Here is a 22,853-nt window from a genome sequence, read left to right as displayed (position 1 = left end):
CCCGCCCCCGTTGCTTCACTGACTGGAAACGCACGGTATCCCCGGGGCAGCCGCATGTCCCCGCGTCAGGCCAGAGAGGCTGGTGGCTCACCTTGGACCTCAACACGGTGCTCGACGTGCGCGACGCACGCCGCCGCGAACCGTGGCGCCCCGGCGACGCCTGGCTCGGCGGCGGCACCTACCTCTTCTCCGAGCCCCAGCCCCACATCCGCCGCCTGGTCGACCTCTCCCGGATGGGCTGGCCACCTCTGTCCTGGCAGCCCGACGGCTCCCTCGACATCGCCGCCACCTGCACCATCACCGAGCTGTCCCGGTTCGGCCGGACCCTGCCGGCCACCGCCGCCCCGCTCATCGAGCAGTGCTGCCGCGCCTTCCTCGCCTCGTTCAAGATCTGGAACATGGCCACCGTCGGCGGCAACCTCTGCAACGGCCTCCCCGCCGGCCCGATGATCTCCCTCACCGCCGGACTCGACGGCACCGTCTCCCTCCAGGGCCAGGACGGCAGCACCCGCCGCATGCCCGTCGCCGACTTCATCCGCGGCGCCGGCGTCAAGGACCTGCGCGACGGCGAGCTGCTGCGCTCGGTCCGGCTGCCCGCCCGCTCGCTGGAGTGCCGTACGGCCTTCCGGCAGGCCTCGCTCTACGGGCTCGGGCGCTCCGGGGCCCTGGTCATCGGCACGTCCGACCCCCAGGACGGCTCCTTCGCCGTGACGGTCACCGCCGCCACCACCCGCCCCTTCCGCTTCTGGTTCGCGCTGCCGCCGTCCGCCGCCGAGCTGCGCGCGGTGATCGACGACACCGTGCGCCCCGACGAGTGGTTCGACGACATCCACGGCCTGCCCGACTGGCGGCGCCACATGGCCCTGCACCTGGCCGAGCAGATCCGCCGCGAACTCACGCAGGAGGAGGTTTCCCGATGAGCTACGAGATCGAGATCAACGAGCAGCGTTTCGAGGACGAGCCGCGCGCCGGCCAGTGCCTGCGCACGTACCTGCGCGAGCGCGGCTGGTTCGGCGTGAAGAAGGGCTGCGACCAGGGCGACTGCGGGGCCTGCACCGTCCACGTCGACGGGCAGCCGGTGCACAGCTGCCTCTACCCGGCCGTCCGCGCCGAGAGCCGCTCAGTCACCACCGTCGAGGGCCTGGCCAAGCCCGGCGGGGAGCTCCACCCGGCGCAGCAGCAGTTCCTCGACGCCCAGGGCTTCCAGTGCGGTTTCTGCACGGCCGGGTTCCTGATGACCACCTCCGCCCTCCAGGCGGAGCAGGGCACCGCCCACGACGACGGCAAGCTCGCCGACCTCCCGCGCGCCTTCAAGGGCAACATCTGCCGCTGTACGGGCTACCGCGCCATCGAGGACGCGGTGCGCGGGGTGAAGCACACCGAGTCCCCCGAGGCCGGGCAGGCCGTCGGCAAGTCCCTGGGCGCCCCCGCCGGCCCCCTCGTCGTGACCGGAACCGCCCGCTACACGTTCGACGTCGAGGTGCCCGGCCTGCTCCACATGAAGCTGCTGCGCTCCCCGCACCCGCACGCCCGCATCGTCGACATCGACATCCGGGACGCCCTCCAGGTCCCGGGCGTGCACGCCGTCTTCACCCACCACGACGCCCCCGACCGGCTGTACTCGTCCGCCCGCCACGAGCACCCCACCGAGGACCCGATGGACACCCGGGTCCTGGACGACGTGGTCCGGTTCGTCGGCCAGCGCGTGGCGGCCGTCGTCGCGATAAGCGAGCAGGCCGCCGAGGAGGGCTGCCGCCGCGTGGTCGTCACCTACGAGGAGCTCCCGTACGTGATCGACCCGGAGGAGGCGATGCTGCCGGGCGCCCCCGTCATCCATCCCAAGGGCCCCGAATCGGGGATCTTCCGCGCCGAGAACAACGTGTGCGGCGAGGTCCACAACACCCTCGGCGACATGGAGAAGGGCTACGCGGAGGCGGACGTCGTCTACGAGGAGACGTTCCGGACCCAGCGCGTGCAGCACGCCAGCCTGGAGACCCACGGCAGCGTCGCGTACTTCGAACCCAAGGAGGAGGGCGACGGCGAGCGCATCACCGTCCGCTCCTCCACCCAGGCACCGTTCCTGACCCGGCGGGCGCTGTGCGCCCTCTACGACCTGGGTGAGGACGAGGTCCGCGTCGTCGCGGGCCGCGTGGGCGGCGGGTTCGGTGGCAAGCAGGAGATGCTCACCGAGGACATCGTGGTCCTCGCCGCCCTGAAGCTGCGCCGGCCGGTGAAACTCGAATTCACCCGGGCCGAGCAGTTCTACGGTGCCACCACCCGCCACCCCTTCAAGATCACCATCAAGATCGGCGCCAAGGCCGACGGCACCCTCACCGCACTGCGCATCCGCGTGCTCTCCAACACCGGCGCCTACGGCAACCACGGCCCGGCGGTGATGTTCCACAGCGTCGGCGAGTCCTTCGCCGTCTACAAGGCGCCGAACAAGGAGGTGGAGGCGTACTCGGTCTACACCAACGGCGTACCGGCCGGTGCCTTCCGCGGCTACGGCCTCGGCCAGGTCCTCTTCGCCCTCGAATCGGTGATGGACGAGCTCGCCATCCGGCTCGGCATGGACCCGCTCGTCCTGCGCGAGAAGAACGTCATCGGCCCCGGCGACCACATGGTGACCCCGATCGGCCACGAGGAGGACCTCTTCATCGCCTCGTACGGGATGAAGCAGTGCATGGACGTGGTCCGCAAGGCCATCGCCGAGGACCGCAGCCACGAGGACGTCCCGGAGGGCTGGCTCACCGGCACGGGAGCGGCCGTCGCCATGATCGCGACCGGCCCGCCCGGCGGCCACTTCGCCGACGCCCGGGTCAGCCTGCTGCGCGACGGTACGTACGACATCGCGGTCGGCACGGCGGAGTTCGGCAACGGCACGACCACCGTCCACAAGCAGATCACCGCGGGCGCGCTGAACACCACGGTCGACCGGATCGCGGTCCGCCAGTCGGACACGGACGTGGTCCGCCACGACACCGGCGCCTTCGGCTCGGCCGGCACGGTGGTGGCGGGCAAGGCGGTGATGCTCGCGGCGGGCTCCCTCGCGGAGCGCCTCCAGACCTTCGCGGCCCGGCACACGGGCGTGGCCCGGCACCTGTGCAAGCTCGAGGCGGAGGCGTTCGACTGCGCGGGCCGGATCGTCACGCTCAAGGAGCTGTACGAGGCCGCGTACGACAAGGGCAAGCTCGACGAGCTCGCGGCGGACGGCCACTGGGGCGGCTCCCCCCGCTCGGTGGCCTTCAACGCCCAGTGGTTCCGCCTCGCGGTGGACCCGGACACGGGCGAGATGAAGATCCTGCGCAGCGTGCACGCGGCGGACGCGGGCAAGGTCATGAACCCGATGCAGTGCCGCGGCCAGGTGGAGGGCGGCGTGGCCCAGGCACTGGGCGCGACGCTGTTCGAGACCGTACGGGTGGACGAGCGCGGCGAGGTGACCACGGCGGCGTTCCGCCGCTACCGGCTCCCGCAGTACGCGGACGTCCCGCGTACGGAGGTCCACTTCATGGAGACCTCGGACGCGATCGGCCCGCTGGGCGCCAAGTCGATGAGCGAGAGCCCCTTCAACCCCGTGGCCCCGGCGTTCGCGAACGCCCTGCGGGACGCGACCGGGGTGCGGTTCACGGAGATGCCGGTGACACGCGACATCGTCTGGCGGAAGGTGAACCAGAGGTTGCAGGACCTGCAAGGGCAGAATGCACGATGAAGCCACATTTGCGGGTTGTATCAAGCCATCAACCTTGCAGATGAGGTTCCGGAATGACGGGCCCCGGGCATCATCCACACATGGCCAAACTCATGCTGCACGGAGATCTGGACCACCCGGCGACGCTGAGCGTCGCGGACCTGCGGGACTGGGTACAGCACCGGGCCGCGGTCACGTTCGACTGCGCGACGAACGGTCCGCAGCACCATGTGTTCGAGGGCGCGCTGCTGCGCGACGTGGTCGCGGACGCCGGGCCGTCCTTCGACGTGTGCCGGCGCAAGGACCGAAGCCGCTTCCTGCTGGCGGTCAGCGGCGGGGACGGGCACCACAGCGTCCTGTCCTGGGCGGAGCTCGACGCGGACTTCGGCGACAGCCCGGTGCTGCTGGCCACCCGCCTCGACGGGGAGGACCTCGACGAGGCGGGCGCGCAGCTGGTGGTGCCGTCGGACCGGTGCGGGGCGCGCTACGTCAGCGCGGTCACGCACGTGTGGTTCGGCGCGCTGTCGCCACCGAACCTCGGGCTGTGAGGGCAGGCTCAGGCGGTCGCCCAGGCGGTCGCCCAGGCGGTCGCTCAGGCGGTCGCGAGCGAGATCTCGGTGGACTTGATCAGCGCGACGACGGACGACCCGGCAGCCAGGCCGAGGGCCTCGACGGCGTCCTTGGTGATGGCGGCGGTCAGCCCGCCACCGTTCACGTCCACCTTGACGGAGGCCATGGCGCCCCCGGTGGCGACGTCGGAGACGGTGCCGGCCAGCTGGTTGCGGATGCTGATGCCGTCGACGGCGGCGGTGGCCAGCGCCACCTCGGTGGCCTTGACGAGCGCCTTGACCGCGGAGCCCTCGGCGATGCCGAGGTCCTTGACGGCGTCGGCGGTGATGGCGGCGGTGATGTCCTGACCGCCCTCCAGACGGACCTTGACCGTGGCCATCGCCTCGCCGGTGGTGACGGCGGTGACGGTACCGGCGATCTGGTTGCGGATGCTCAGGCTCATGGGGTGCTCAACCTCTTGGGTAGTGGCCTCGTACGATCCGGAGGAACCGCACAAGATCGACCGTAAGCACCCCTGCCCTGCTCTGCATTCGACCCTTCGCATCCGCCAGCCGGAACCACCCGTGCGGCTCGCCTCTGCGGTTGTCGTGTGTTCAGGCGTGCTGGGGCACCTCGGGCTTCAGCATGCCGCGCAGCGCGTCGCGGAACTCCGTGGTGTCCTCTTCGCCGTGCACGGCGACGGCGTGCTGGACGGCCGCCCCCATGACTTCGTCTTCCTCACCCGTGATGGTCAGGGTGCACCCGATGTCACTGGGGTACTCCCTGCAATCCATGACCTTGCGCATGACGCGCCTCCCTTCCACCCCCCACGATCCTCCGCATCCCGCCGGGGCGAAAGCCGGGCAGCTAGGCCTGGCGCGCGTACGAGACGAAGCCGGCCCAGGCCTGGGGCGTGAGCGCCAGCTGGGGCCCGTCGAGGACCTTGGAATCCCGGACGCGAACGGCCTCTGGGCTGGCCGCCACCTCGACGCAGTCGTTGATGTCGCTACTACTGCTGTGGCTGCTCTTGGCCCACCCCACCTCAACGCAAGAGTCACCCTCAGAGCCACTGCTGTAGCTGCTCTTGACCCACGCCACTTCGATGCAGGAGTCGCCTTCGCTGCCATCGCTGTAGCTGCTCTTGAACCAGGCCAACTCGTGCATCATGTCGCTCCCAGCAGGTGCTCGATAAACGCCCGGGACTCCCGTGGCGAGAGAGCCTGGGCTCGGATGATTCCAAATCGCAGCTCAAGGATCCGTAGCCGCTTCGCGTCCGACACCGGACGTCCGTTGAACGCTCCGTCCGAGCGCCCAACCGCCGATCCATCATCAAACTTCAGCACCTCGATGCCGCCGTCCATCCCTGCATGGACCTCGCAGTCGAGCGGCATGACCTGGAATGAGATGTTGCGCAACTGGAGTACCTCCAGCAGATGTTCGAGCTGCCGACGCCACACCATTGTGCCCCCGATCCGTCGGCGCAGCGTGCCCTCTTCTTGGACGAAGCTGAGCGTCGGCGCGGGGTCCCTGCCGAACATGGCCTGCCTGGCGGCGCGCGCCGCCACGAACCGTTCGACCTCTTGCTCCGAGTAGGCGGGCTGCCTCATCTCGAACAGGGATCGCCCGTACTCCGCCGTCTGCAACAAGCCATGGACGCCGTGAATCCGGTACACCGCGATCTCGATGGCCCGGGACTCCATCTTGGCCAGCTCCCGGACCTTCTTCGGGTACCGGACCCGGCTCAGGTCCTCCGCCATGGCCCGGATCAGACCGCCGGCCTTCAGCGCGTCGTCCACCTTGTCCAAGTACTCCGGCTTGGCGATCCGCTTGCCGCCCTCGACCTTGTAGATCAGGGCCTCGCCGTACTGGATCGCCGCCGCCAGGTCGCCGACCCGCATCCCCAATGCCTCGCGCCGCGCCCGCATCTGCCGGCCGAGCGCCGCGACCACCGCCGCGCCCTGCTCGTCCTCGGGGTCCACGGCCCAGCTGTGTTCTTCCGTACCGTCACTGTCCACGCCCATGCGCACCCACCTCCTCAACGCGCCTTACCCGTCACTCACGTTGAGGCAGTCTCGACAGCTTTGGACAAAGTCGTGGACATGCGTGCGGGCCACGCGCGCCACCGGGTCGCGATGGGGCGCGACCCGGCGCGTCACGACGCTTTTCTTTGGAAGAACCAAGAGAAAGAACTCCTGCCCTGCCCCTCCAGCCTCCCCGGAGCGCCGCTCACTCACACGGGTGAACCGGCCCAACTCGGCTGGATTTCAGGCGGGTTGCCTGGCATATGCTCGCCGCGACAACTCCAGACACAAGGCGGCCCCCGCCGGGACTCGCAATCCCGACGAGGGCCTGACCACGAGAAGGATCGAACTTCCCGATGGCTTTCCAGCACTCTAACGCGCCCTCACGCGCCGCGTACGGCGTTCAACACGCCAACGTCCGACACACCCGCAATTTCACCGTGATCAGCAACGACCTGATCCGGCACCCGCACCTGTCGATGAACGCGCGGGCCCTCGCCTCCTACATCCAGTCGGTGCCCCGTGGTACCCCGGTCGGCATCAAAGCCCTGGCCAAGGAGCTCCCGCTCGGGGAGAACTCGATCGGCAAGGCGCTGGGCGAGCTGGAGGCGTACGGGTACCTGAGGCGGCTCCAGGAGAAGCTCCCGGACGGGCGGATCGTCACCCGTACGGTCTTCTGCAACGCCCCGAAGGCCGTCACCCCCGAGCCCGCCCCGGCCCTCACGTCCCCGAAGCCAGAGCCAGAGCCCGAGCCAGAGCCAGAGCCAGAGCCAGAGCCCGGCACCGAGCCGGAGCCAAGGCCTGAACCAGCGCCCCGACCCGAGTCGGAGCCAGGGGCTGGACCGACGCCCGGCCCCGCACCGGATCCGGAGCCCCGGCCTCAGCAGCCCGCCCCGCCCGCCAAGCCCCCGGCTGCGGCCCTCCCGGCGCCCCGCAACCCCGAAAACCCGCCCCGCCGACAGCTGGCCGAGGAACTCCTCGCGGAACTCCGCCGGGCCGACCCCCGGCTGCTCCTCGGCGAGCGGGACATCCGACGCCTCGCAGGCGGCGTCGAGGCCTGGCTGGAACGCGGAGCCACCCATCACGCGGTGACCAGCGCCCTCACCGCGAACCTCCCGGACCGCCCCCGCAGCCCGGCGGGCCTGATCGCCCACCGCCTGGCGGCCCAGCTCCCGCCCCTCCTGGCACCACCGGCCCGCAGAGAGCCCTTCGCCGCGCCGGACCCCTTCCAGACCTGCGAGAAATGCGACCGCGCCTTCCGCGCCCCAACCCCCGGCACCTGCAAAGGCTGCCGGACGCACCCAGGAGAGGCGGCCTAGCATGAAAGCGATGACTCGGACCCGGACCACAGGGCACAGACGAGGAGCGCGTTCCATGACCATCGCCCCGGACGACGTACAACCTGCAGTCCGTTGGTACCAGGCGATGCGGGAAGCCGTTCATGCGCTGGACGACACCGTTCCCGGCAAGTTCGAGATCACCAAGGAAGGCATCGTCCACGACATGACGGCGCCCAGCAGCCCTCACGAGCTCACCGCGCTGCGCCTACGGAAGCGTCTGGAGAAGGTGATGCCAGAGGAGCTCGCGGCCCACACCGGAGCCCCGGACGTCGAGGACGAGTCCCGGGGCATCCTGCGGCTGCCGGACATCATGCTGATCGCCGAAGCGGACATGGAGGGCCAGGGTTCCTTCGACCCTCACACCCTCATCGCCGCCGTCGAGATCGTCTCCCGCTCCAACCCGGACAACGACTGGATCGGAAAGATGCGGGACTACCCGCTGCTCGGCATCCCCGTGTACGCGGTATTCGACCCGCGCACCGGAACGGGCGCCGTCCTGTCGGACATCCACCAGACCCCCGCGGGGCCGCGCTACGCGACGCGCAAGGACTTCGTGTACGGCGAGGACGTCACCGTCGCCGAATGGACCGTCTCCACCGAGGGCCTGCCCCTCTACGCGTAGGGCGGGCGGGGCCGCCCGGTCGGGGCCCCGCCCGGAGGGGTCGGCTACGCGTCCGACATCTTCGGCATCTCGCCCGTCGTCTTCGCCATGTCGATGACGGCGAACGCCGCGCCCTGCTGGTCCGTCAGCGCCGCGAAGCGGCCGAACGGGCTGTCCATCGGGCCGAAGTGGAGCTTGCCGCCGTGCTTCTTCGCCTTCGCCACCGCCTCGTCGCAGTCCGGGACCCCGAAGTAGACCTGGATGTACGGGGGCATGTGCGCCGGGAAGTCGTCGCCCATCTTCATCCGGCCGAGGACCGGGTTCTCCTTGCCGCCGACGCTGAAGATCTTGAAGTCCATCCCCGCCATCTCGGGGTCGTCGCCCGGCTCCATCTTCTGGGCGCCGAGCGGGAAGACCTTCGGGAGGAACGCGTCCGCCTTCTCCGGGTCACGGGTGAAGACCTCCGCCCAGGCGTACGCGCCCGGCTCCCCGATCTTCTCGAAGCCCTTGTGCTCGCCCGGCTGCCAGACGCCGAAGACCGCGCCGCTCGGCTCCTTCGCGATCGCCATCGTGCCGAAGGTGCCGACCTGCATCGGCTCCATCATCAGCTCGCCGCCGGCCGACTTGATCTTCTCGGCGGTGGCCGCCGCGTCGGGCGACGCGAAGTACAGACACCACTGCGACGGCGCCTCACCGCCCGGCATCGGCGGGACGACGGCCGCGACGGCCTTGCCGTCGGAGTAGGCCTGCGTGTAGTTGCCGTACTCGCTCGAGGCTTCACCGAAGGTCCATCCGAGCACGTCGGAGTAGAAGGTCTTGGCGCCCTCCACGTCCTTGAACATCGCGTCCACCCAGCACGGAGCGCCTTCCGGGAACTCAGCCATGATCGATCGACTCCTGTGTCGTCGTTTGTGTGTCGCGGGTCGCGTTTTGCGCGGTTCTCACGCTAGGGCCCGGGTGCGGCGACCGCGCGGGGAACGCGGCCACGCGGGAGGCTGGATCCATGGACATCACGATGCGGCTGGCCCAGCAGCCGGAGGCCGACGCGCTCCTCGGCCGCAGCCCGCTCGCCGCGCTCGTCGGCATGCTGCTGGACCAGCAGGTGCCGATGGAGTGGGCGTTCTCGGGGCCGTACACGATCGCCACACGGATGGGGGCGGACGATCTGGACGCCCATGCCATCGCCGCCCAGGACCCCGAGGCCTTCGCCGCGCTGCTCTCCGAGAAGCCGGCCGTGCACCGCTACCCGGGGTCGATGGCGAAGCGGGTGCAGCAGCTGTGCGCGTACCTCGTGGAGCACTACGACGGGGACGCGGAGGCGATCTGGCGCGGCGTGGGCACCGGGGACGAGCTGCTGAAGCGGCTCAAGGAACTGCCCGGGTTCGGCGAGCAGAAGGCCCAGATCTTCCTGGCCCTGCTCGGCAAACAGCTGGGCGTGCGCCCCAAGGGCTGGCGCGAGGCGGCCGGCGGCTACGGCCGGGCGAACGTCTACCGCTCGGCGGCCGACATCACCGGGCCGCAGTCCCTGGCGAAGGTGCGGGCGCACAAGCAGGAGATGAAGGCCGCCGCCAAGGCCGCCAAGGCGGGGAAGGACACCGGCTGACCGAGATTGACCGGGAAATTCTGGCCCTAATTGGCCCCTGTAGCCGGTCAAACATCCGTATAGATTCATGGTCATGACGAACGAGAAGAACGAGATCCTGACCCGCGCCGCCACCGCCGAGACCATCACCGACGGCCCCGGCAGCGTGATCACCCTGCTCACCGACACCGCCGAGCTCACCTGCAACACGGCCACCTTCGACGAGGGCGCGGCCGGCGCCCCCGTCCACTTCCACACCAAGGCGACCGAGTTCTTCCACGTCACCGCAGGCCGGCTCGACGTGCTCGTCGGCGACGAGGTCAGGACCCTCACCGCCGGGGACTTCCTGTCCGTCCCGGCAGGCGTGAAGCACGCGTTCGCGCCCTCCGCGGGTCACACGGCGAGCGTCTTCGTCGGCTTCACGCCCGGCATGGGCCGCTTCGACTACTACCGGCTCCTCGGCCGGGTCCGCGCGGGCGAGGCCACCGTCCAGGACATCATCGACAGCCAGCCCACGTACGACAACCACTACGCGGAGAGCGACGCCTGGGCCGGCCGCCTGCGCAGCGCCGACGCGTAGACCTCGTCCGCGTCGAGGCGCCGCAGCTCCTCCGCGATCAGCTCGGCCTTGCTGCGGATCTTCAGGGCCACCTTGCGGTCGGGGCTGCCCGGCAGGATCAGCGTGGCCAGCGCCCCGTCGGGGCGGTTCACCGTGATCTCCCCCTCCGCGCTGTCCAACCGGACCCGCGTGATCACCGGTCCGTCCGTGGCGACCCGCTCCACCGGCACCCCCAGCCGGTCTTCGAGCCAGCGGGCCAGCAGCTCGGCGCTCGGGTTGTCCGCCTCGCTCTCCACCGCCGCGCCCGTCACCGCCAGCGGCCTCTGGTCCATCGCGGCGGCCAGCAGCGCCCGCCACGGCGTCAGCCGGGTCCACGCGAGATCGGTGTCCCCCGAGGCGTACGAGGCACCCCGCTGGTCCAGTACCGCGACCGGGTCGGCGGCGGCCTCCGCATCGGTGATCCGGCGCTGCGCCAGCGCGCCCAGCGGATCCCGCGCCGGGTCGGCGGGGGCGTCGCCCGGCCACCACGCCACCACCGGCGCGTCCGGCACCAGCAGCGGGAGGACCACCGAGCCCGCCTGCTCGGTGAGCGCCCCGTGCAGGCGCAGCAGCACGATCTCCCCGGTCCCGGCGTCCGAGCCGACCCGCAGCTCGGCGTCCAGCCGGGTCTGGCGCAGCTTCTGCGGGCCGCGCGAGGTGCGCTTGATCACCGCGATGATGCGGCACGGGTGTTCGCGCGAGGCCTCCGAGGCCGCGCGGACGGCGTCGTACGCGTTCTCCTCGTCCGTGGCTATGACGAGCGTCAGCACCAGACCCATCGTGGGGCTGCCGATGGCCCGACGGGCCTCGAGCAGGGCCCGGTCGATCTTGCTGGACGTGGTGTCGGTGAGTTCGGTCCGCATGGGGCGAAGTCTGTCAGCGACGACACCCCCTGCGGCACCCCGGCGGCGGATCCGTCACTTGCGCCGCTTCGCCGTCCCGAAGATCGACCGTGAGATCTCCCGCCCCAGCTGGGTCCCGATCGACCGGGCCAGCGAGCGGAACAGTCCGCTCCCCGCCACCTGCTGAGCCAGCGACGGGTCGGGCTTCGGCGCGCTGCGCGCCGTCTTCGCGGCCGCCTTGGCCTGCTTCTCGGCCTCCGCCTCGGCCGCGGCCGCCTCCGCCGCCGCCTCGGCCGCAGCCTGCTCGGCGCTGATCTTCTCGTACGCCGACTCGCGGTCGACCGGCTCCGCGTACCGCGGGTAGAGGAGCGAGGACTTCACCGCCGCGTCCAGGGCCGCCGGCTCGAGCGGGCCCATCAGCGACTGCGGGGCGCGCAGCCGGGTCGCCGCCACCGGGGTCGGGGCGCCCTTCTCGCTGAGCACGGTGATCACCGCCTCGCCCGTCCCGAGCTGGGTCAGCAGCTCCTCCAGGTCGTAACCGGAGTTGGGGAAGGTCTTCACGGTGGCCTTCAGCGCCTTCGCGTCGTCCGGGGTGAAGGCGCGCAGCGCGTGCTGCACCCGGTTGCCGAGCTGCGCGAGGACGTCCGCCGGCACGTCCTTGGGGGTCTGCGTCACGAAGAAGACGCCGATGCCCTTCGAGCGGATCAGCCGCACCGTCTGGGTGATGGACTCCAGGAAGGCCTTGGAGGCGCCGTTGAACAGCAGGTGCGCCTCGTCGAAGAAGAAGACGAGCTTGGGCCGTTCCAGGTCGCCGACTTCCGGCAGGTCGGTGTAGAGGTCGGCCAGCAGCCACATCAGGAAGGTGGAGAAGAGCTGCGGCTTGTCCTGGACGGCCGGGAGTTCCAGTACGGAGACCAGCCCGCGCCCGTCGGCGGCCGTCCGCAGGAATTCGCTCGTGTCGAATTCGGGCTCGCCGAAGAACTCCGCGGCGCCCTGCTGCTCGAACGCGGTCAGGGCGCGCAGGATCACCCCGGCCGTCACCGTGGACAGCCCGCCGATGCCCTTGAGCTCCGCTTTCCCCTGGTCGGAGACGAGGAAGGCGACGACGGCCCTCAGGTCCTTGAGGTCGATCAGCTCCAGTCCCTTGGCGTCGGCGTAGTGGAAGATCAGGCCGAGCGACTGCTCCTGGGTCTGGTTGAGCTGGAGCACCTTCGACATCAGCACCGGGCCGAAACTCGTCACGGTGGCGCGCAGCGGAATGCCGGGCCCGAGCCCGCCCAGCGAATAGAACTCGCCGGGGAATCCGGTGGCCTCCCACTCCTGGGCGACTTCCTTCGCCCGTTCCGCGACCTTCTCGTTGGGCGTGCCCGGGGCCGAAATCCCGGAGACGTCCCCCTTGATGTCGGCGAGGAACACGGGGACGCCGCCCGCCGACAGCTGCTCGGCGATGAGCTGCAGGGTCTTCGTCTTGCCGGTGCCCGTGGCGCCCGCGACCAGGCCGTGGCGGTTGAGCATCGACAGCGGGATGCGGATCTGCCGGTCCGGCAGGCACGTGCCGTCCCAGAGCAGGGCACCCAGTTCGAGCGCGGGTCCGGTGAAGGCGTACCCGGCGGCGATCTGGTCGGCCGGGGACGCGGGGTCGGTGCTCTCGCTCATACATCACTCCCGAAATAGCCCTGTCTGCCACTTTTGCACCGGCATAGCGAGGCTGCGCCCGCAGGCACCGGCCCGGTAGGCTTTCCGTGTGATCTTCAAGCGCATCGGAAACGGGCGGCCGTACCCCGACCACGGCAGGGAAACCACCCGGCAGTGGGCGGATGTCGCCCCGCGCCCGGTCCGGCTCGACCAGTTGGTGACGACCAAGGGACAGCTGGACCTCGAGACGCTGCTGGCCGAGGACTCGACGTTCTACGGGGACCTCTTCGCCCACGTCGTGAAGTGGCAGGGCGACCTGTACCTGGAGGACGGCCTGCACCGCGCCGTGCGCGCGGCCCTGCAGCAGCGCCAGGTGCTGCACGCCCGCGTCCTCGAAATGGACTACTAGACCGGGAGCGGCCGGGAGCAGCCGGGACACGCCGGGGCGGGGTCCGCCGGGCGAGACCCGCGGCTGCACGCGTTCCGCTTCGCGCAAATTGCGCCTTTCGGGTCGGTCTTGCCCTATCAACAGATCATTTGGTGGGCATCGGCAGCGAGCGGTATTACGCTGCGCCCATGAGCATGCTCACTCCCCCCGGCATGGGCGGAAAGTACCGCGTCACGGGAGCGGCTTACCCCCGCATGAGCCGACCCCGGCGGCGCCGGCGGATCGTCCTCACCGTGCTCGGAGCAGTCCTCGGTCTCGCCCTGCTGGGCTACGGAACCCTGCAGCTCATGAACGTGTTCCGCGGCGAGAGCGGCAAGCCCGTCGCGGCGGGCAAGGACTGCGCGACCCCGAAGCCCAGGGCGGGCGCCGCGGCGGCCGCCAGCCCCGCCGCCGCCAAGCCGGCCGTGGCCCTGCCGCAGCCCGGCGAGATCACCGTCAACGTCTACAACGCGACCCCGCGCGCGGGGCTCGCCAAGGCGGTCGCCGACGAGCTGAAGAAACGCGGCTTCACCGTCGCCAACGTCGGCAACGCCCCCGCCGACTTCGACAAGAAGGTCCCCGGAACGGGGATACTGCTCGGCTCGCCCAAGACCGACAAGGCGGCCTTCTCCGTACTGGGCACGCAGCTCGAGGGCGATACGCAGCAGACCGATGCCCGCGAAGGCGCCGACATCGACCTGATCCTCGGCGACGCCTTCAAGGAGCTCAGCCCGAAGGAGGCGGCGGACAAGGAGCTGTACCTGCTGGCCAACCCCCAGCCCGCGCCCGCCAAGACCTGCTGAATCGCTGCCCCGCTGCCCCACCGACCCGCCGACCCCCCGACGCGAACAGCCGGCCGCCTTCTGGGCGGCCGGCTGTCGGCTGTACGGGTACGGGACCGTCGGCGGTCGGTCCGGGTCCTACTCGGCCGAGCCGTACATGCGGTCGCCCGCGTCGCCCAGACCCGGCACGATGTAGCCGTGCTCGTTGAGCCGTTCGTCCACCGCGGCCGTCACGACCGTCACCGGCGTGCCCGCGAGGTCGCGCTCCATGACCTCGACGCCCTCTGGCGCGGCCAGCAGCACCACGGCGGTGACGTCGTCCGCGCCGCGCTTGATCAGTTCCTGGATCGCCGCGACGAGCGTGCCGCCGGTGGCCAGCATCGGGTCGACGACGTAGACCTGCCGCCCGGAGAGGTCCTCCGGCATGCGCGTCGCGTACGTGGAGGCCTCCAGGGTCTCCTCGTTGCGGACCATGCCCATGAAGCCCACCTCGGCGGTCGGCAGCAGCCGCATCATGCCGTCCAGCATGCCGAGACCGGCGCGCAGGATCGGCACGACCAGCGGGCGCGGGTGCGAGAGCTTCACGCCGGTGGTCGGACCGACCGGCGTGACGATGTCGGCCTGCTCGGTGCGCACGTCGCGGGTGGCCTCGTACGCGAGGAGGGTCACCAGCTCGTCGGCGAGCCGACGGAAGGTGGGGGAGTCGGTGCGCTTGTCGCGCAGGGTGGTCAGTTTGTGCGCCACCAAGGGGTGATCGACGACCTGCAAACGCACAACATCCTCCAAGGCTCAGCTGCCGGGTTTCGACCTGCGACCTGCAAAAACGGCCGCACTTTTTCGCGACCCACGGTCAAAAGGCTACGCGGTGTGCGCACCCCTGTGCGTCCGAACCGGCGGACGTGCCTGCGTGCGGGCCTGCGTGCGGCCTGCGGATGCGACCCGCCCGGACGCCCAGCACGCTGGACTGATGAGCAACGCACCGGTCGTCGCGGCGGTCGACGGATCCGATCACAGCCTCTTGGCGCTGGAATGGGCCCGGACGGCGGCGCTCCGCCACCGCACCGGCCTCGTCGTCGCGCACGTGCTGCCCGACACCGCCCAGCTGTACGCGGCGCGCCGCTCCTCCCTCGCCGACGCCTCGCAGCCGGAGAAGTTCGCCGACCCCGTCGGCGAGCGGGTACGGGGCATCCTCGCCACGGCCCCCGAACTGCCGGACGAGGTGCGGTACGACGCGCTGGAGGGCTCGGTGCCCGAGGCCCTGCGGGTGGCCGGGGAGGGCGCCCTGGTGCTGGTGATGGGCTCCCGGGGGCGCGGCGGCTTCGCCGCCCTGCTGCTCGGCTCGAACAGCCGCGCCCTGGCCTCGTCGGCGGCGTGCCCGGTGGTGGTGGTCCCGCACGCGGCGCGCAGTGCGCCGGCCGAGCCGGCCGACGGGTCCGCCGGCTCCGACGCGTCCGCCGGTTCCGCCGGTCGGGTGGTGCTCGGCCTGCATGCCGCGGAGACCGCGGACGACGTGGTGGCCTTCGCCTTCACGGAAGCGGCCGCACGGGGGACCACCGTCCAGGTGGTCTCGGCGTACGCGATCCCGCCGGCGCCGACGCTGGTGATGGACAGCCCCTTCCAGGTGATCCCGCCGGAGGGGCTGGCCGACGACGGGGACGCCGTACCGGCGGAGCGGGAGATGCTGCGCTCCCAGACGGAGCGGCTGGTGCCGTTCCGGGCCCGGTGGCCGCAGGTGCGGGTGGAGCAGGCGGCGGTCCCGGGCGACCCGGCGGAGCGCCTGGTGACGGCCTCCCGGGCGGCGGCCCTGGTGGTGGTGGGCCGCCACCACCCGCGGCGCAGCGTCGGGCACCTGATGATCGGCTCGGTGGCCCACGCGGTGCTGCACCACGCGCACGGCCCGGTGGCGGTGGTCCCCACCCTGTCGGACGACTCTTAACCCTTCTGAGCTGCGACGGGGTGGCATCAATCGGCCCGTCCGGGGGAAGGTGGGGTGCGGGGGGTCTGCTTCGCGCCGGCGGAGGAGGACGACCGGATCAGCCTGGGGTGGTGGCCGATGCCCGACACGCAGCCGAGCCGGGAGAACGACGCGCAGCAGCCGCCGGAGACGGCGGCGCAGCGCAGAGCGCGCCGCGCGCAGTTCCTGCGCGACCTGATGGAGGCGCGCGCCCTGCGTGACCGCGTACAGCCCCGCCGCGCCCGCGCGGCCCGCATGCGCCAACAGATGCGCATGCGCACCTTCCGCTGGTAACCAACCCGGCCCCGCCGGCAAATCCGGGCCCGCCGGGCAAACGCAGCAGGGCCGGGCGAAATGCAGCCCCGCCGGCGTTTGAGGCGCAGGGGTCCGGGGGCAGAGCCCCCGGCAACGGCGCCGCGCCGATGGGGCAGGCGGGATCCCGGGTAGGCCTGCAAGCCCGCCCCGCAGCCCCCGTACACCCCCCGCGGCAAGCGGCACGGCACGACGCAAGCGCGGAAGACCTCTCGCAACGCCGCCGTTTCTGCCACGATGCCGATTGGGCGGGGCACGAAACGGCGAGCAGGACAGCCGTTCCAACCCTTCCCACCTCCGGCCGGGGGGACCTCCAACCGGCACGCCTATGACCAGTGGGAGAGTCACGGTGTATTTCGCCGCACTGCTCGCGCGCACCGAAGACGGGTGGGAAGCGAGCGACATGGAACTCGACGACGTCGAGTCCCTCAGTGATCTGATCGATCTCGCCCGTGCCGCCGCTGTCGATGACGACACGGTGGTCGCCCTCATCGAGCAGGAGGACGCCTGGTTCGGCGTCGTCCGCGTGGACGGCGAGGAGGACCCGCGGTACTTCGTCTCGAACGCCTCCGCGGCCTCCCGCAGCTCCTACGGCTCGATGCTGACCGACGAGCTGCTGGGCAGCGACGAGGAGGACGACGAACTCGACGAACTGGACCTGGACGGCACCGAGGACGGCGAGGAGGACACGATCGCCGCGTTCGCCGGCGCCGATGACGACGAGGACGAGGAGGAATCGCCCGGCGCGGAACCGGTACCGGCCGGTCCGCTCGGTGACCCCCGACTGCTGGACGACCTCGGCGTCAGCCACAAACAACTGATGACCCTCGACGGGGACGCCCTCTCGGAGATCGCCGACTCCCTCGGCGCCACCGAGGTGCTGGAGGCCGTCCGCTAGTGATCACCACGCACCACCCCTTGCACGGCCCCGATCCCGTACGGGACCCGTGGCGGGACTCCATGCGCCTGGCGCTCCAGGAGGCCGCCCGGGCGGTGCCGGCCGGCGACGTGCCGGTCGGCGCCGTCGTGCTGGGCCCGGACGGGGAGCTCCTCGCCACCGGGTACAACGAGCGCGAGGCCACCGGCGACCCCACGGCGCACGCCGAAGTGGTGGCGCTGCGCCGGGCGGCCGCCCGGCTCGGGGAATGGCGGCTTCCGGGGTGCACCCTCGTGGTGACCCTGGAGCCGTGCGTGATGTGCGCGGGCGCGCTCGTGCAGTCGCGGGTGGCCCGGGTCGTCTACGGCGCCGACGACGAGAAGGCGGGAGCCGCGGGGTCGCTCTGGGACCTCGTACGGGACCGCAGGCTCAACCACCGCCCGGAAGTGGTCCGCGGCGTGCTCGCCGAGGAATGCGCGCGGCAGCTCACGGACTTCTTCCGCGACCTCTGAGGCGGCCCGGGGACACCGATTTCATTTGATGCGGATCCGTAGGCTAGGATCCATCTCGGTAGTGTGTCCGAGTGGCCGAAGGAGCTCGCCTCGAAAGCGAGTATGGGGCAACCCATCGGGGGTTCAAATCCCTCCACTACCGCTTCGACCGAAAGCCCCGCCCCGCAAGGGACGGGGCTTTCGGCGTGTCCGGGCAGGCGCGGCACGTCTCGGCGCGTCCGGCGTCCCCGGCGCGCCCGACGCACCGACGCGTCTTTACGGATGACGACCGCGTGACCGGGCGCCCGCTCGGCCGTTGTCACGGCATGACCAAGACCCAGCGCATGCTCGCCGCCTTCGCCCTCGCGGGGGCCGCCGCGGGCCTCGCCGCACCGGCCGCCTCCGCCGCCCCCATGGCCCCGATCACCCTCCCGGACCTGCCGCAGGCCGCCCCGGGCATGCCGCAGGGGGCCACGCCCGGCTCCGTCCAGGAGATCGGCTCGAAGCTCAACGAGCTGGACAAGCTCGGCCAGCTGATGGACCTGCCGAACCAGCTGTCGCCCGTGATCGCCCCCGTGGAGCCCGTCCTGGGCCTGCTCGGCGGCATCGAATAGCCGCAAACGGCAGCCGGTAGGGACGGTCCGCACCCCCCGCCCGTACGTCGAAGGCCCCGACCGGGGTCGGGGCCTTCGACGTACGGGTGGGGGAAGTGGCATCGGGGGGACAGCCACTTCCCCCGACGAGGACGGAACCTGCCGGTCCGGGCCGCAGTCAGGGGGAAGCTTGCGGCCCGGACCCCGCAGTGAGGCCCTGTCCCTCACCCACCGGTTTCCTGCCAGAACCGGTGGGCTCGTCTTCCATGCTGCGCCACCCACGGCCGCCCGCCCGGCGGCAAAGGACCCGAACCACCGGGCCATTGGTCCATAAAGGCCTGGTGAGTGTCCGAACCCGTCCGGATAGACTCACCCGACTGCGCAGGACCGGTTGGGGAGGCCGACACCGCTCATGGACACCAAGAAGATGATCACGGGTGGGCTCGTCATATTCGCGCTCTTCGTGATCATCACCCAGCCGGTGAAGGCGGCCGACATCGTGAAAATAGGCTTCCAAGGCATCTCGGACGCGGCCCACGGCATCGGCGCGTTCATGACCGAATTGGTGCGCTGAACCCGTACGCTGACGCGGCTTCCGGACTGACCGGCCCCCCACTCCGACGGATGGGGGGCTTTTGCATTCCCGCACCCGCGATGACCCCATCCAAAACACCCCATTATGCCCAACTTGCCGTCAACACGGTGATATACGGTGCTTGCACACAGTGCACATGTCTTGTGATGCTATGACCGCTTTTGACGGATGAGTTGATACATGAAGGGGTGGCGTGACCGTGCCGGCCAGTACTGCGCCTCAGGTGCCACCCCAGCAGGACCCCCAGCACGGCCCGGAGCGCCAAGCGACGCACGGCCCGCAGGACGCCTCGCACGCCCCCCAGCACGCCCCTCGGCACGACGCCGCACGCGACACCCAGCCGGACTCCCAGGTTCCGACCCGGCAGGACCCCCCGCAGGAGCCTCCAGCGGCCCCGAGACCGCAGAGCCGGGGTGCGGACACCCGGGCCCTCACCCAGGTCCTGTTCGGGCAGCTGAAGGGCCTTCAGCCGGGCACGAGCGAGCACCACCGGGTGCGCGGGGCCCTCATCGAGGCGAACCTCCCGCTCGTCCGGTACGCGGCCGCCCGCTTCCGCAGCCGCAACGAGCCGATGGAGGACGTGGTCCAGGTCGGCACGATCGGCCTCATCAACGCGATCGACCGGTTCGATCCCGACCGCGGGGTGCAGTTCCCGACGTTCGCCATGCCGACCGTCGTGGGCGAGATCAAGCGGTACTTCCGCGACAACGTCCGCACCGTCCACGTGCCGCGCCGGCTCCACGAGCTGTGGGTCCAGGTGAACGCCGCCACCGAGGACCTCACCACCCTGCACGGGCGCACGCCGACCACGCCCGAGATCGCCGAGCGGCTGCGGATCGGCGAGGACGAGGTGCTGTCCTGCATCGAGGCCGGGCGCAGCTACCACGCCACCTCCCTCGAGGCCGCCCAGGAGGGCGACGGGCTGCCGGGCCTGCTGGACCGCCTCGGCTACGAGGACCCCGAACTGGCCGGGGTCGAGCACCGGGACCTCGTACGGCACCTGCTCGTACAGCTGCCAGAGCGTGAACAAAGGATCCTGCTGCTGCGGTACTACAACAATCTGACGCAGTCGCAGATCAGCGCCGAGCTCGGGGTGTCTCAGATGCACGTGTCCCGGCTGCTCGCCCGCAGCTTCGCCCGGCTCCGGTCCGCAAACAGGATCGAGGCGTAACTCCAACGAGTGGAGATCGCTCCCCCGTTTCCCACGAATGGGCTCATTCCGCTCTGTCGCTGGAGATATATGTCGACATGACGCTACAGCGCGTTGCCGACATGTGACATTCTGCTTGAACCGCGTTTGCCGCAGCCCCGCCTCCGGTATTCAGGTGGAGGCTGCGTTCCTCCGACGGGCGCGCCGTACGCGACCGTCCGCGACCTCAAGGGGGTGGCATGTCCGTAGACCAGGGCAGCTCCAAGGTGCTCACGCTCGTCAAGAGCCCGGCGCCGGCAGCACCTGCAGCGCCTGTCCGCTCGGAAGCCATCGACACCCGCACCCTCTCCCGCACCCTCTTCCAGCGACTTGCCGCCCTGGACGCGGACAGCCCCGAACGGGCGTACGTACGCGACACCCTGATCGAGCTGAACCTGCCCCTGGTGCGGTACGCCGCCGCTCGCTTCCGCAGCCGGAACGAGCCGATGGAGGACATCGTCCAGGTCGGCACGATCGGCCTGATCAAGGCGATCGACCGGTTCGACTGCGAACGCGGCGTGGAGTTCCCGACGTTCGCGATGCCGACCGTCGTGGGCGAGATCAAACGATTCTTTAGGGACACCTCCTGGTCCGTGCGCGTCCCGCGCCGGCTCCAGGAGCTGCGCCTCGCCCTCACCAAGGCCAGTGACGAGCTCGCCCAGAAGCTCGACCGCTCGCCGACCGTGCCGGAACTGGCCGCGGTGCTCGGGGTGTCCGAGGAGGACGTCGTCGACGGCCTCGCCGTGGGCAACGCGTACACCGCCTCCTCGCTCGACTCGCCCTCACCCGAGGACGAGGGCGGCGAGGGCTCGCTCGCGGACCGCCTCGGCTACGAGGACACCGCGCTCGAGGGCGTCGAGTACCGCGAGTCGCTGAAGCCGCTGCTCGCCAAACTCCCGCCCCGGGAGCGGCAGATCATCATGCTGCGGTTCTTCGCGAACATGACGCAGTCGCAGATCGGCGAGGAGGTCGGCATCTCCCAGATGCACGTCTCCCGGCTGCTCACGCGCACGCTGGCGCAGCTCCGGGTGGGCCTGATCGGCGAGTGATCGCCGCAGACGGGGTTCCCATCTGACGCGCAGTCAGTCAAACTGCCGCGATGCTGCGAAGGGAACGCCAAGCCCTCACCCTGCTCACGCTGCCCGTACTGGCCGCCGCATGCCTGACCGGGTGCGGCGGCCCGGCACGTGACGGCTACGCCGCCGCGGGCGCCGTCGCCCCGGGGCCGGAGCGCCGCGCGGGCGACAACATCGCGCCCCGGGCGCCGGTGGAGTTCCAGCAGCTGGCCGGATCCCCTTCCGCCGCCACGAGTACGTCGGCCGGTACCCCGGGTTCGCAGAGTCCTGCCGCCTCCGCCCGGAGCGGAGCCACGACCACCCCGCCCGGGACCACCCCGCCGCCCCAGCCCCCGCCCGAGGCGAGCCCGTCCACCCCTGCCCCGGGAACCACCCCGACGCCCAAGCCGGGGACGACACCCCCGGCCACCCCGGCGAGGCTGACCCTGAGCCCGCCGACCCGCGCCCCGGCGGCGGACCGCTGGTGCGAGAAGGTCACGGTGGGGTTCACCAACACCGGGACGACGGCGACCCGTTCGGGCACGGTGTCGTTCGCGACGCACATCATCGGCGCTCTCGGCATCGACTGGGCCACGATCACCACGACCCAGCCCCTGCCGACCCCCGTCCCCGGCGGCACGACGAAGACGCAGACCTACACGGTCTGCGTCGAATCCTGGCGGGTCCCCTTGGGCATGCACATAGAAACCCGCTCCACCACGGCGACCTGGACCTGACACCGGGCGACTCCAGCCCGGCCGGCGTCCCGGGGAAGGGCGAAAGGGCGGGGCGGGGAGAGAAGGCCCGCGCAGCGACCCGGCAGGGCTGCTACAGGGCCAGCCAGGCCACCGCCCCCACCACCACGAGCAGCGCCACCCCGAGCCCCAGCCAGAGCCCGGTCTTCGAGCTCGAGCCCGAGCCCGCCGCGGAAGCGCGCCGCCGAGCCCCGGGCACCGCAGGCCCCGGACCGGCCGGCCCGGCCGGCGCAGCCTCCTCGACAAACGCCCTGAACATCTGAGTGCTGCCCGCGGGGTCGTAGTTGCCCTCGGGGCCCTGTGAGTTGTGGTTCGCAGCCATGCCTCAGGACCCTAGCGGGTTTTCCCATTCCTTTACCGCCCCGCCCCCTCGATTCATTTGCCTGTAGCAACCAATCGATTCTATGGTTGCCCTAAGCAACAACATGAGGAGAGGAGGGGCCGATGACCACCCAGGTGCCGCAGGCACCACAAGCACCACCCACATCACAAGCACCACCCACACCGCAAGCACCACCCGCACCGCACCCGTCGCAGCCACCCCACCCCACCCGCTACGAGGAGCTGGCCCGCCAGCTCACCGGCATCGGCGCGGTCAAGCGCGACCTCGCCCGCATGCTCCCCGCGGACTGCCCGCCGGGCTCCGCCGCCGTCCTCACCCTGCTCGACCGCCACGGCGAAATGCGGCTCGGCCGCCTCTCCGACCTCATGGCCATCGACATCTCGGTGACCAGCCGCCACGTCGCCCACGTCGCCGACCGCGGGTGGATCACCCGTGACATCGACCCCGTCGACGGCCGCTGCCGCATCCTGCGGCTCACCCCGGCCGGCCACGCGCTCCTCGCAGAGCTCGGCGCCCGCTACACCGGCGCGCTGGAGAAGGCCCTGGCCGACTGGTCCGCCCACGACATCGACGTGCTCAACACCCTGCTGACCCGGCTCCGATCGAGCTTCTAGACAAAGGAAC

Annotated in this window: 28 protein-coding genes and 1 tRNA gene; 20 read left to right on the top strand and 9 right to left on the bottom strand. The window is 70.9% G+C overall.

All coding sequences use genetic code 11. From position 1 onward, the window contains the following. Positions 1 to 92: 92 nt before the first annotated feature. The 3 genes from OG299_RS21160 to OG299_RS21150 all read left to right on the top strand — a co-directional run bounded on the left by OG299_RS21160 (position 93) and on the right by OG299_RS21150 (position 4,236). Positions 93 to 920, top strand: a complete 828-nt coding sequence (locus tag OG299_RS21160; protein WP_327362296.1) for an FAD binding domain-containing protein — start codon at positions 93 to 95, stop codon at positions 918 to 920. Beyond that, entirely contained in the window at positions 917 to 3,709 is a 2,793-nt protein-coding gene (locus tag OG299_RS21155) for a molybdopterin-dependent oxidoreductase (protein WP_327362295.1), read from the top strand. The genes OG299_RS21160 and OG299_RS21155 overlap by 4 nt, the downstream gene beginning before the upstream one ends. Positions 3,710 to 3,789: 80 nt before the next feature. Beyond that, complete coding sequence (locus OG299_RS21150; protein WP_327362294.1) at positions 3,790 to 4,236, top strand: molybdopterin-dependent oxidoreductase; 447 nt, start codon at positions 3,790 to 3,792, stop codon at positions 4,234 to 4,236. Between the two features lie 44 nt (positions 4,237 to 4,280). Here OG299_RS21150 and OG299_RS21145 read toward each other — a convergent pair whose 3' ends face one another. The 4 genes from OG299_RS21145 to OG299_RS21130 form a co-directional block, all read right to left on the bottom strand. After that, entirely contained in the window at positions 4,281 to 4,700 is a 420-nt protein-coding gene (locus OG299_RS21145; RefSeq protein WP_266627800.1) for a TOBE domain-containing protein, read from the bottom strand. A gap of 151 nt (positions 4,701 to 4,851) precedes the next feature. After that, the gene (locus tag OG299_RS21140) at positions 4,852 to 5,043 is read right to left on the bottom strand and encodes a DUF1059 domain-containing protein (protein ID WP_266672894.1); all 192 of its coding nucleotides are present in this window, start codon (positions 5,041 to 5,043) and stop codon (positions 4,852 to 4,854) included. Positions 5,044 to 5,104: 61 nt separating this feature from the next. After that, positions 5,105 to 5,401: a DUF397 domain-containing protein gene (locus OG299_RS21135; protein ID WP_327364566.1), complete on the bottom strand. Its 297-nt coding sequence runs from the start codon at positions 5,399 to 5,401 to the stop codon at positions 5,105 to 5,107. Then, positions 5,401 to 6,258: a helix-turn-helix domain-containing protein gene (locus OG299_RS21130; protein ID WP_327362293.1), complete on the bottom strand. Its 858-nt coding sequence runs from the start codon at positions 6,256 to 6,258 to the stop codon at positions 5,401 to 5,403. The genes OG299_RS21135 and OG299_RS21130 overlap by 1 nt, the downstream gene beginning before the upstream one ends. A gap of 356 nt (positions 6,259 to 6,614) precedes the next feature. Between OG299_RS21130 and OG299_RS21125 the strand changes: the two genes are divergently transcribed. Both OG299_RS21125 and OG299_RS21120 read left to right on the top strand, forming a co-directional pair. Continuing rightward, positions 6,615 to 7,577, top strand: coding sequence for a helix-turn-helix domain-containing protein (locus tag OG299_RS21125; protein WP_327362292.1), 963 nt, complete (start codon positions 6,615 to 6,617; stop codon positions 7,575 to 7,577). 55 nt (positions 7,578 to 7,632) lie between these two features. After that, the gene (locus tag OG299_RS21120; protein ID WP_266627791.1) at positions 7,633 to 8,220 is read left to right on the top strand and encodes a Uma2 family endonuclease; all 588 of its coding nucleotides are present in this window, start codon (positions 7,633 to 7,635) and stop codon (positions 8,218 to 8,220) included. Positions 8,221 to 8,264: 44 nt separating this feature from the next. Here the strand turns inward: OG299_RS21120 and OG299_RS21115 are convergent, their stop codons facing one another. Next, entirely contained in the window at positions 8,265 to 9,083 is an 819-nt protein-coding gene (locus OG299_RS21115) for a VOC family protein (RefSeq protein ID WP_327362291.1), read from the bottom strand. Positions 9,084 to 9,202: 119 nt separating this feature from the next. On the opposite strand from OG299_RS21115, the gene OG299_RS21110 reads away from it, so the two are divergent. Together OG299_RS21110 and OG299_RS21105 are read left to right on the top strand one after the other, a co-directional pair. Beyond that, a complete protein-coding gene (locus tag OG299_RS21110; RefSeq protein WP_327362290.1) occupies positions 9,203 to 9,802 on the top strand; it encodes an HhH-GPD-type base excision DNA repair protein in 600 nt (199 codons plus the stop codon). A gap of 73 nt (positions 9,803 to 9,875) precedes the next feature. Continuing rightward, a complete protein-coding gene (locus OG299_RS21105) occupies positions 9,876 to 10,361 on the top strand; it encodes a cupin domain-containing protein (RefSeq protein ID WP_266627787.1) in 486 nt (161 codons plus the stop codon). Here the strand turns inward: OG299_RS21105 and opcA are convergent. Next, positions 10,310 to 11,242: a glucose-6-phosphate dehydrogenase assembly protein OpcA gene (opcA, locus tag OG299_RS21100; protein WP_266627786.1), complete on the bottom strand. Its 933-nt coding sequence runs from the start codon at positions 11,240 to 11,242 to the stop codon at positions 10,310 to 10,312. The two genes, OG299_RS21105 and opcA, sit on opposite strands and share 52 nt — an antisense overlap. Before the next feature lie 54 nt (positions 11,243 to 11,296). Next, positions 11,297 to 12,877 carry a helicase HerA-like domain-containing protein gene (locus OG299_RS21095; RefSeq protein WP_266627784.1) on the bottom strand — a complete coding sequence of 527 codons (1,581 nt, stop codon included), beginning with the start codon at positions 12,875 to 12,877 and terminating at the stop codon, positions 11,297 to 11,299. Positions 12,878 to 12,965: 88 nt separating this feature from the next. Here OG299_RS21095 and OG299_RS21090 point away from each other — a divergent pair, with 88 nt between their 5' ends. After that, positions 12,966 to 13,265, top strand: a complete 300-nt coding sequence (locus OG299_RS21090) for a type II toxin-antitoxin system VapB family antitoxin (protein ID WP_030160221.1) — start codon at positions 12,966 to 12,968, stop codon at positions 13,263 to 13,265. A gap of 167 nt (positions 13,266 to 13,432) precedes the next feature. Then, positions 13,433 to 14,086 carry a LytR C-terminal domain-containing protein gene (locus OG299_RS21085; RefSeq protein ID WP_266627780.1) on the top strand — a complete coding sequence of 218 codons (654 nt, stop codon included), beginning with the start codon at positions 13,433 to 13,435 and terminating at the stop codon, positions 14,084 to 14,086. 117 nt (positions 14,087 to 14,203) lie between these two features. Here the strand turns inward: OG299_RS21085 and upp are convergent, their stop codons facing one another. Beyond that, on the bottom strand, positions 14,204 to 14,839 hold the full coding sequence (gene upp, locus OG299_RS21080; protein WP_030160225.1) for a uracil phosphoribosyltransferase: 636 nt from the start codon (positions 14,837 to 14,839) through the stop codon (positions 14,204 to 14,206). Positions 14,840 to 15,032: 193 nt separating this feature from the next. Here upp and OG299_RS21075 point away from each other — a divergent pair, with 193 nt between their 5' ends. From OG299_RS21075 to OG299_RS21030, 10 genes are all read left to right on the top strand, one after another. Then, positions 15,033 to 16,001 carry a universal stress protein gene (locus tag OG299_RS21075; protein WP_327362289.1) on the top strand — a complete coding sequence of 323 codons (969 nt, stop codon included), beginning with the start codon at positions 15,033 to 15,035 and terminating at the stop codon, positions 15,999 to 16,001. Positions 16,002 to 16,118: 117 nt separating this feature from the next. Beyond that, complete coding sequence (locus OG299_RS21070; RefSeq protein ID WP_266627774.1) at positions 16,119 to 16,313, top strand: hypothetical protein; 195 nt, start codon at positions 16,119 to 16,121, stop codon at positions 16,311 to 16,313. A gap of 367 nt (positions 16,314 to 16,680) precedes the next feature. After that, complete coding sequence (locus OG299_RS21065) at positions 16,681 to 17,229, top strand: tRNA adenosine deaminase-associated protein (RefSeq protein ID WP_266633414.1); 549 nt, start codon at positions 16,681 to 16,683, stop codon at positions 17,227 to 17,229. Beyond that, entirely contained in the window at positions 17,229 to 17,720 is a 492-nt protein-coding gene (gene tadA, locus OG299_RS21060) for a tRNA adenosine(34) deaminase TadA (RefSeq protein ID WP_266627772.1), read from the top strand. Before OG299_RS21065 ends, tadA begins: the two co-directional genes overlap by 1 nt. A 57-nt stretch (positions 17,721 to 17,777) precedes the next feature. Further along, positions 17,778 to 17,862 (top strand) — tRNA-Ser (locus tag OG299_RS21055). 163 nt (positions 17,863 to 18,025) lie between these two features. Beyond that, positions 18,026 to 18,313 (top strand): hypothetical protein, encoded by a 288-nt coding sequence (locus OG299_RS21050; protein WP_266627770.1) that lies wholly within the window; start codon positions 18,026 to 18,028, stop codon positions 18,311 to 18,313. Positions 18,314 to 18,704: 391 nt separating this feature from the next. Then, entirely contained in the window at positions 18,705 to 18,866 is a 162-nt protein-coding gene (locus OG299_RS21045) for a hypothetical protein (protein ID WP_266665839.1), read from the top strand. A 220-nt stretch (positions 18,867 to 19,086) separates the two neighbouring features. Continuing rightward, positions 19,087 to 20,058: an RNA polymerase sigma factor SigF gene (locus OG299_RS21040; protein ID WP_327362288.1), complete on the top strand. Its 972-nt coding sequence runs from the start codon at positions 19,087 to 19,089 to the stop codon at positions 20,056 to 20,058. 218 nt (positions 20,059 to 20,276) lie between these two features. Next, positions 20,277 to 21,125: an RNA polymerase sigma factor SigF gene (locus OG299_RS21035; protein WP_266627764.1), complete on the top strand. Its 849-nt coding sequence runs from the start codon at positions 20,277 to 20,279 to the stop codon at positions 21,123 to 21,125. Positions 21,126 to 21,175: 50 nt separating this feature from the next. Continuing rightward, the gene (locus OG299_RS21030) at positions 21,176 to 21,868 is read left to right on the top strand and encodes a hypothetical protein (RefSeq protein WP_327362287.1); all 693 of its coding nucleotides are present in this window, start codon (positions 21,176 to 21,178) and stop codon (positions 21,866 to 21,868) included. A 91-nt stretch (positions 21,869 to 21,959) separates the two neighbouring features. On the opposite strand, the gene OG299_RS21025 is transcribed toward OG299_RS21030, so the two are convergent. Then, complete coding sequence (locus OG299_RS21025; RefSeq protein WP_327362286.1) at positions 21,960 to 22,208, bottom strand: hypothetical protein; 249 nt, start codon at positions 22,206 to 22,208, stop codon at positions 21,960 to 21,962. 242 nt (positions 22,209 to 22,450) lie between these two features. On the opposite strand from OG299_RS21025, the gene OG299_RS21020 reads away from it, so the two are divergent. After that, positions 22,451 to 22,843, top strand: a complete 393-nt coding sequence (locus tag OG299_RS21020) for a MarR family winged helix-turn-helix transcriptional regulator (RefSeq protein WP_327364565.1) — start codon at positions 22,451 to 22,453, stop codon at positions 22,841 to 22,843. Positions 22,844 to 22,853 lie beyond the last annotated feature (10 nt).

Origin of the sequence: Streptomyces sp. NBC_01296 (assembly GCF_035984415.1) — a bacterium.
Classification (GTDB): domain Bacteria; phylum Actinomycetota; class Actinomycetes; order Streptomycetales; family Streptomycetaceae; genus Streptomyces.
Note: the sequence above shows the minus strand (reverse complement) of the source record. Positions and strands in the feature narration are given on the sequence as shown.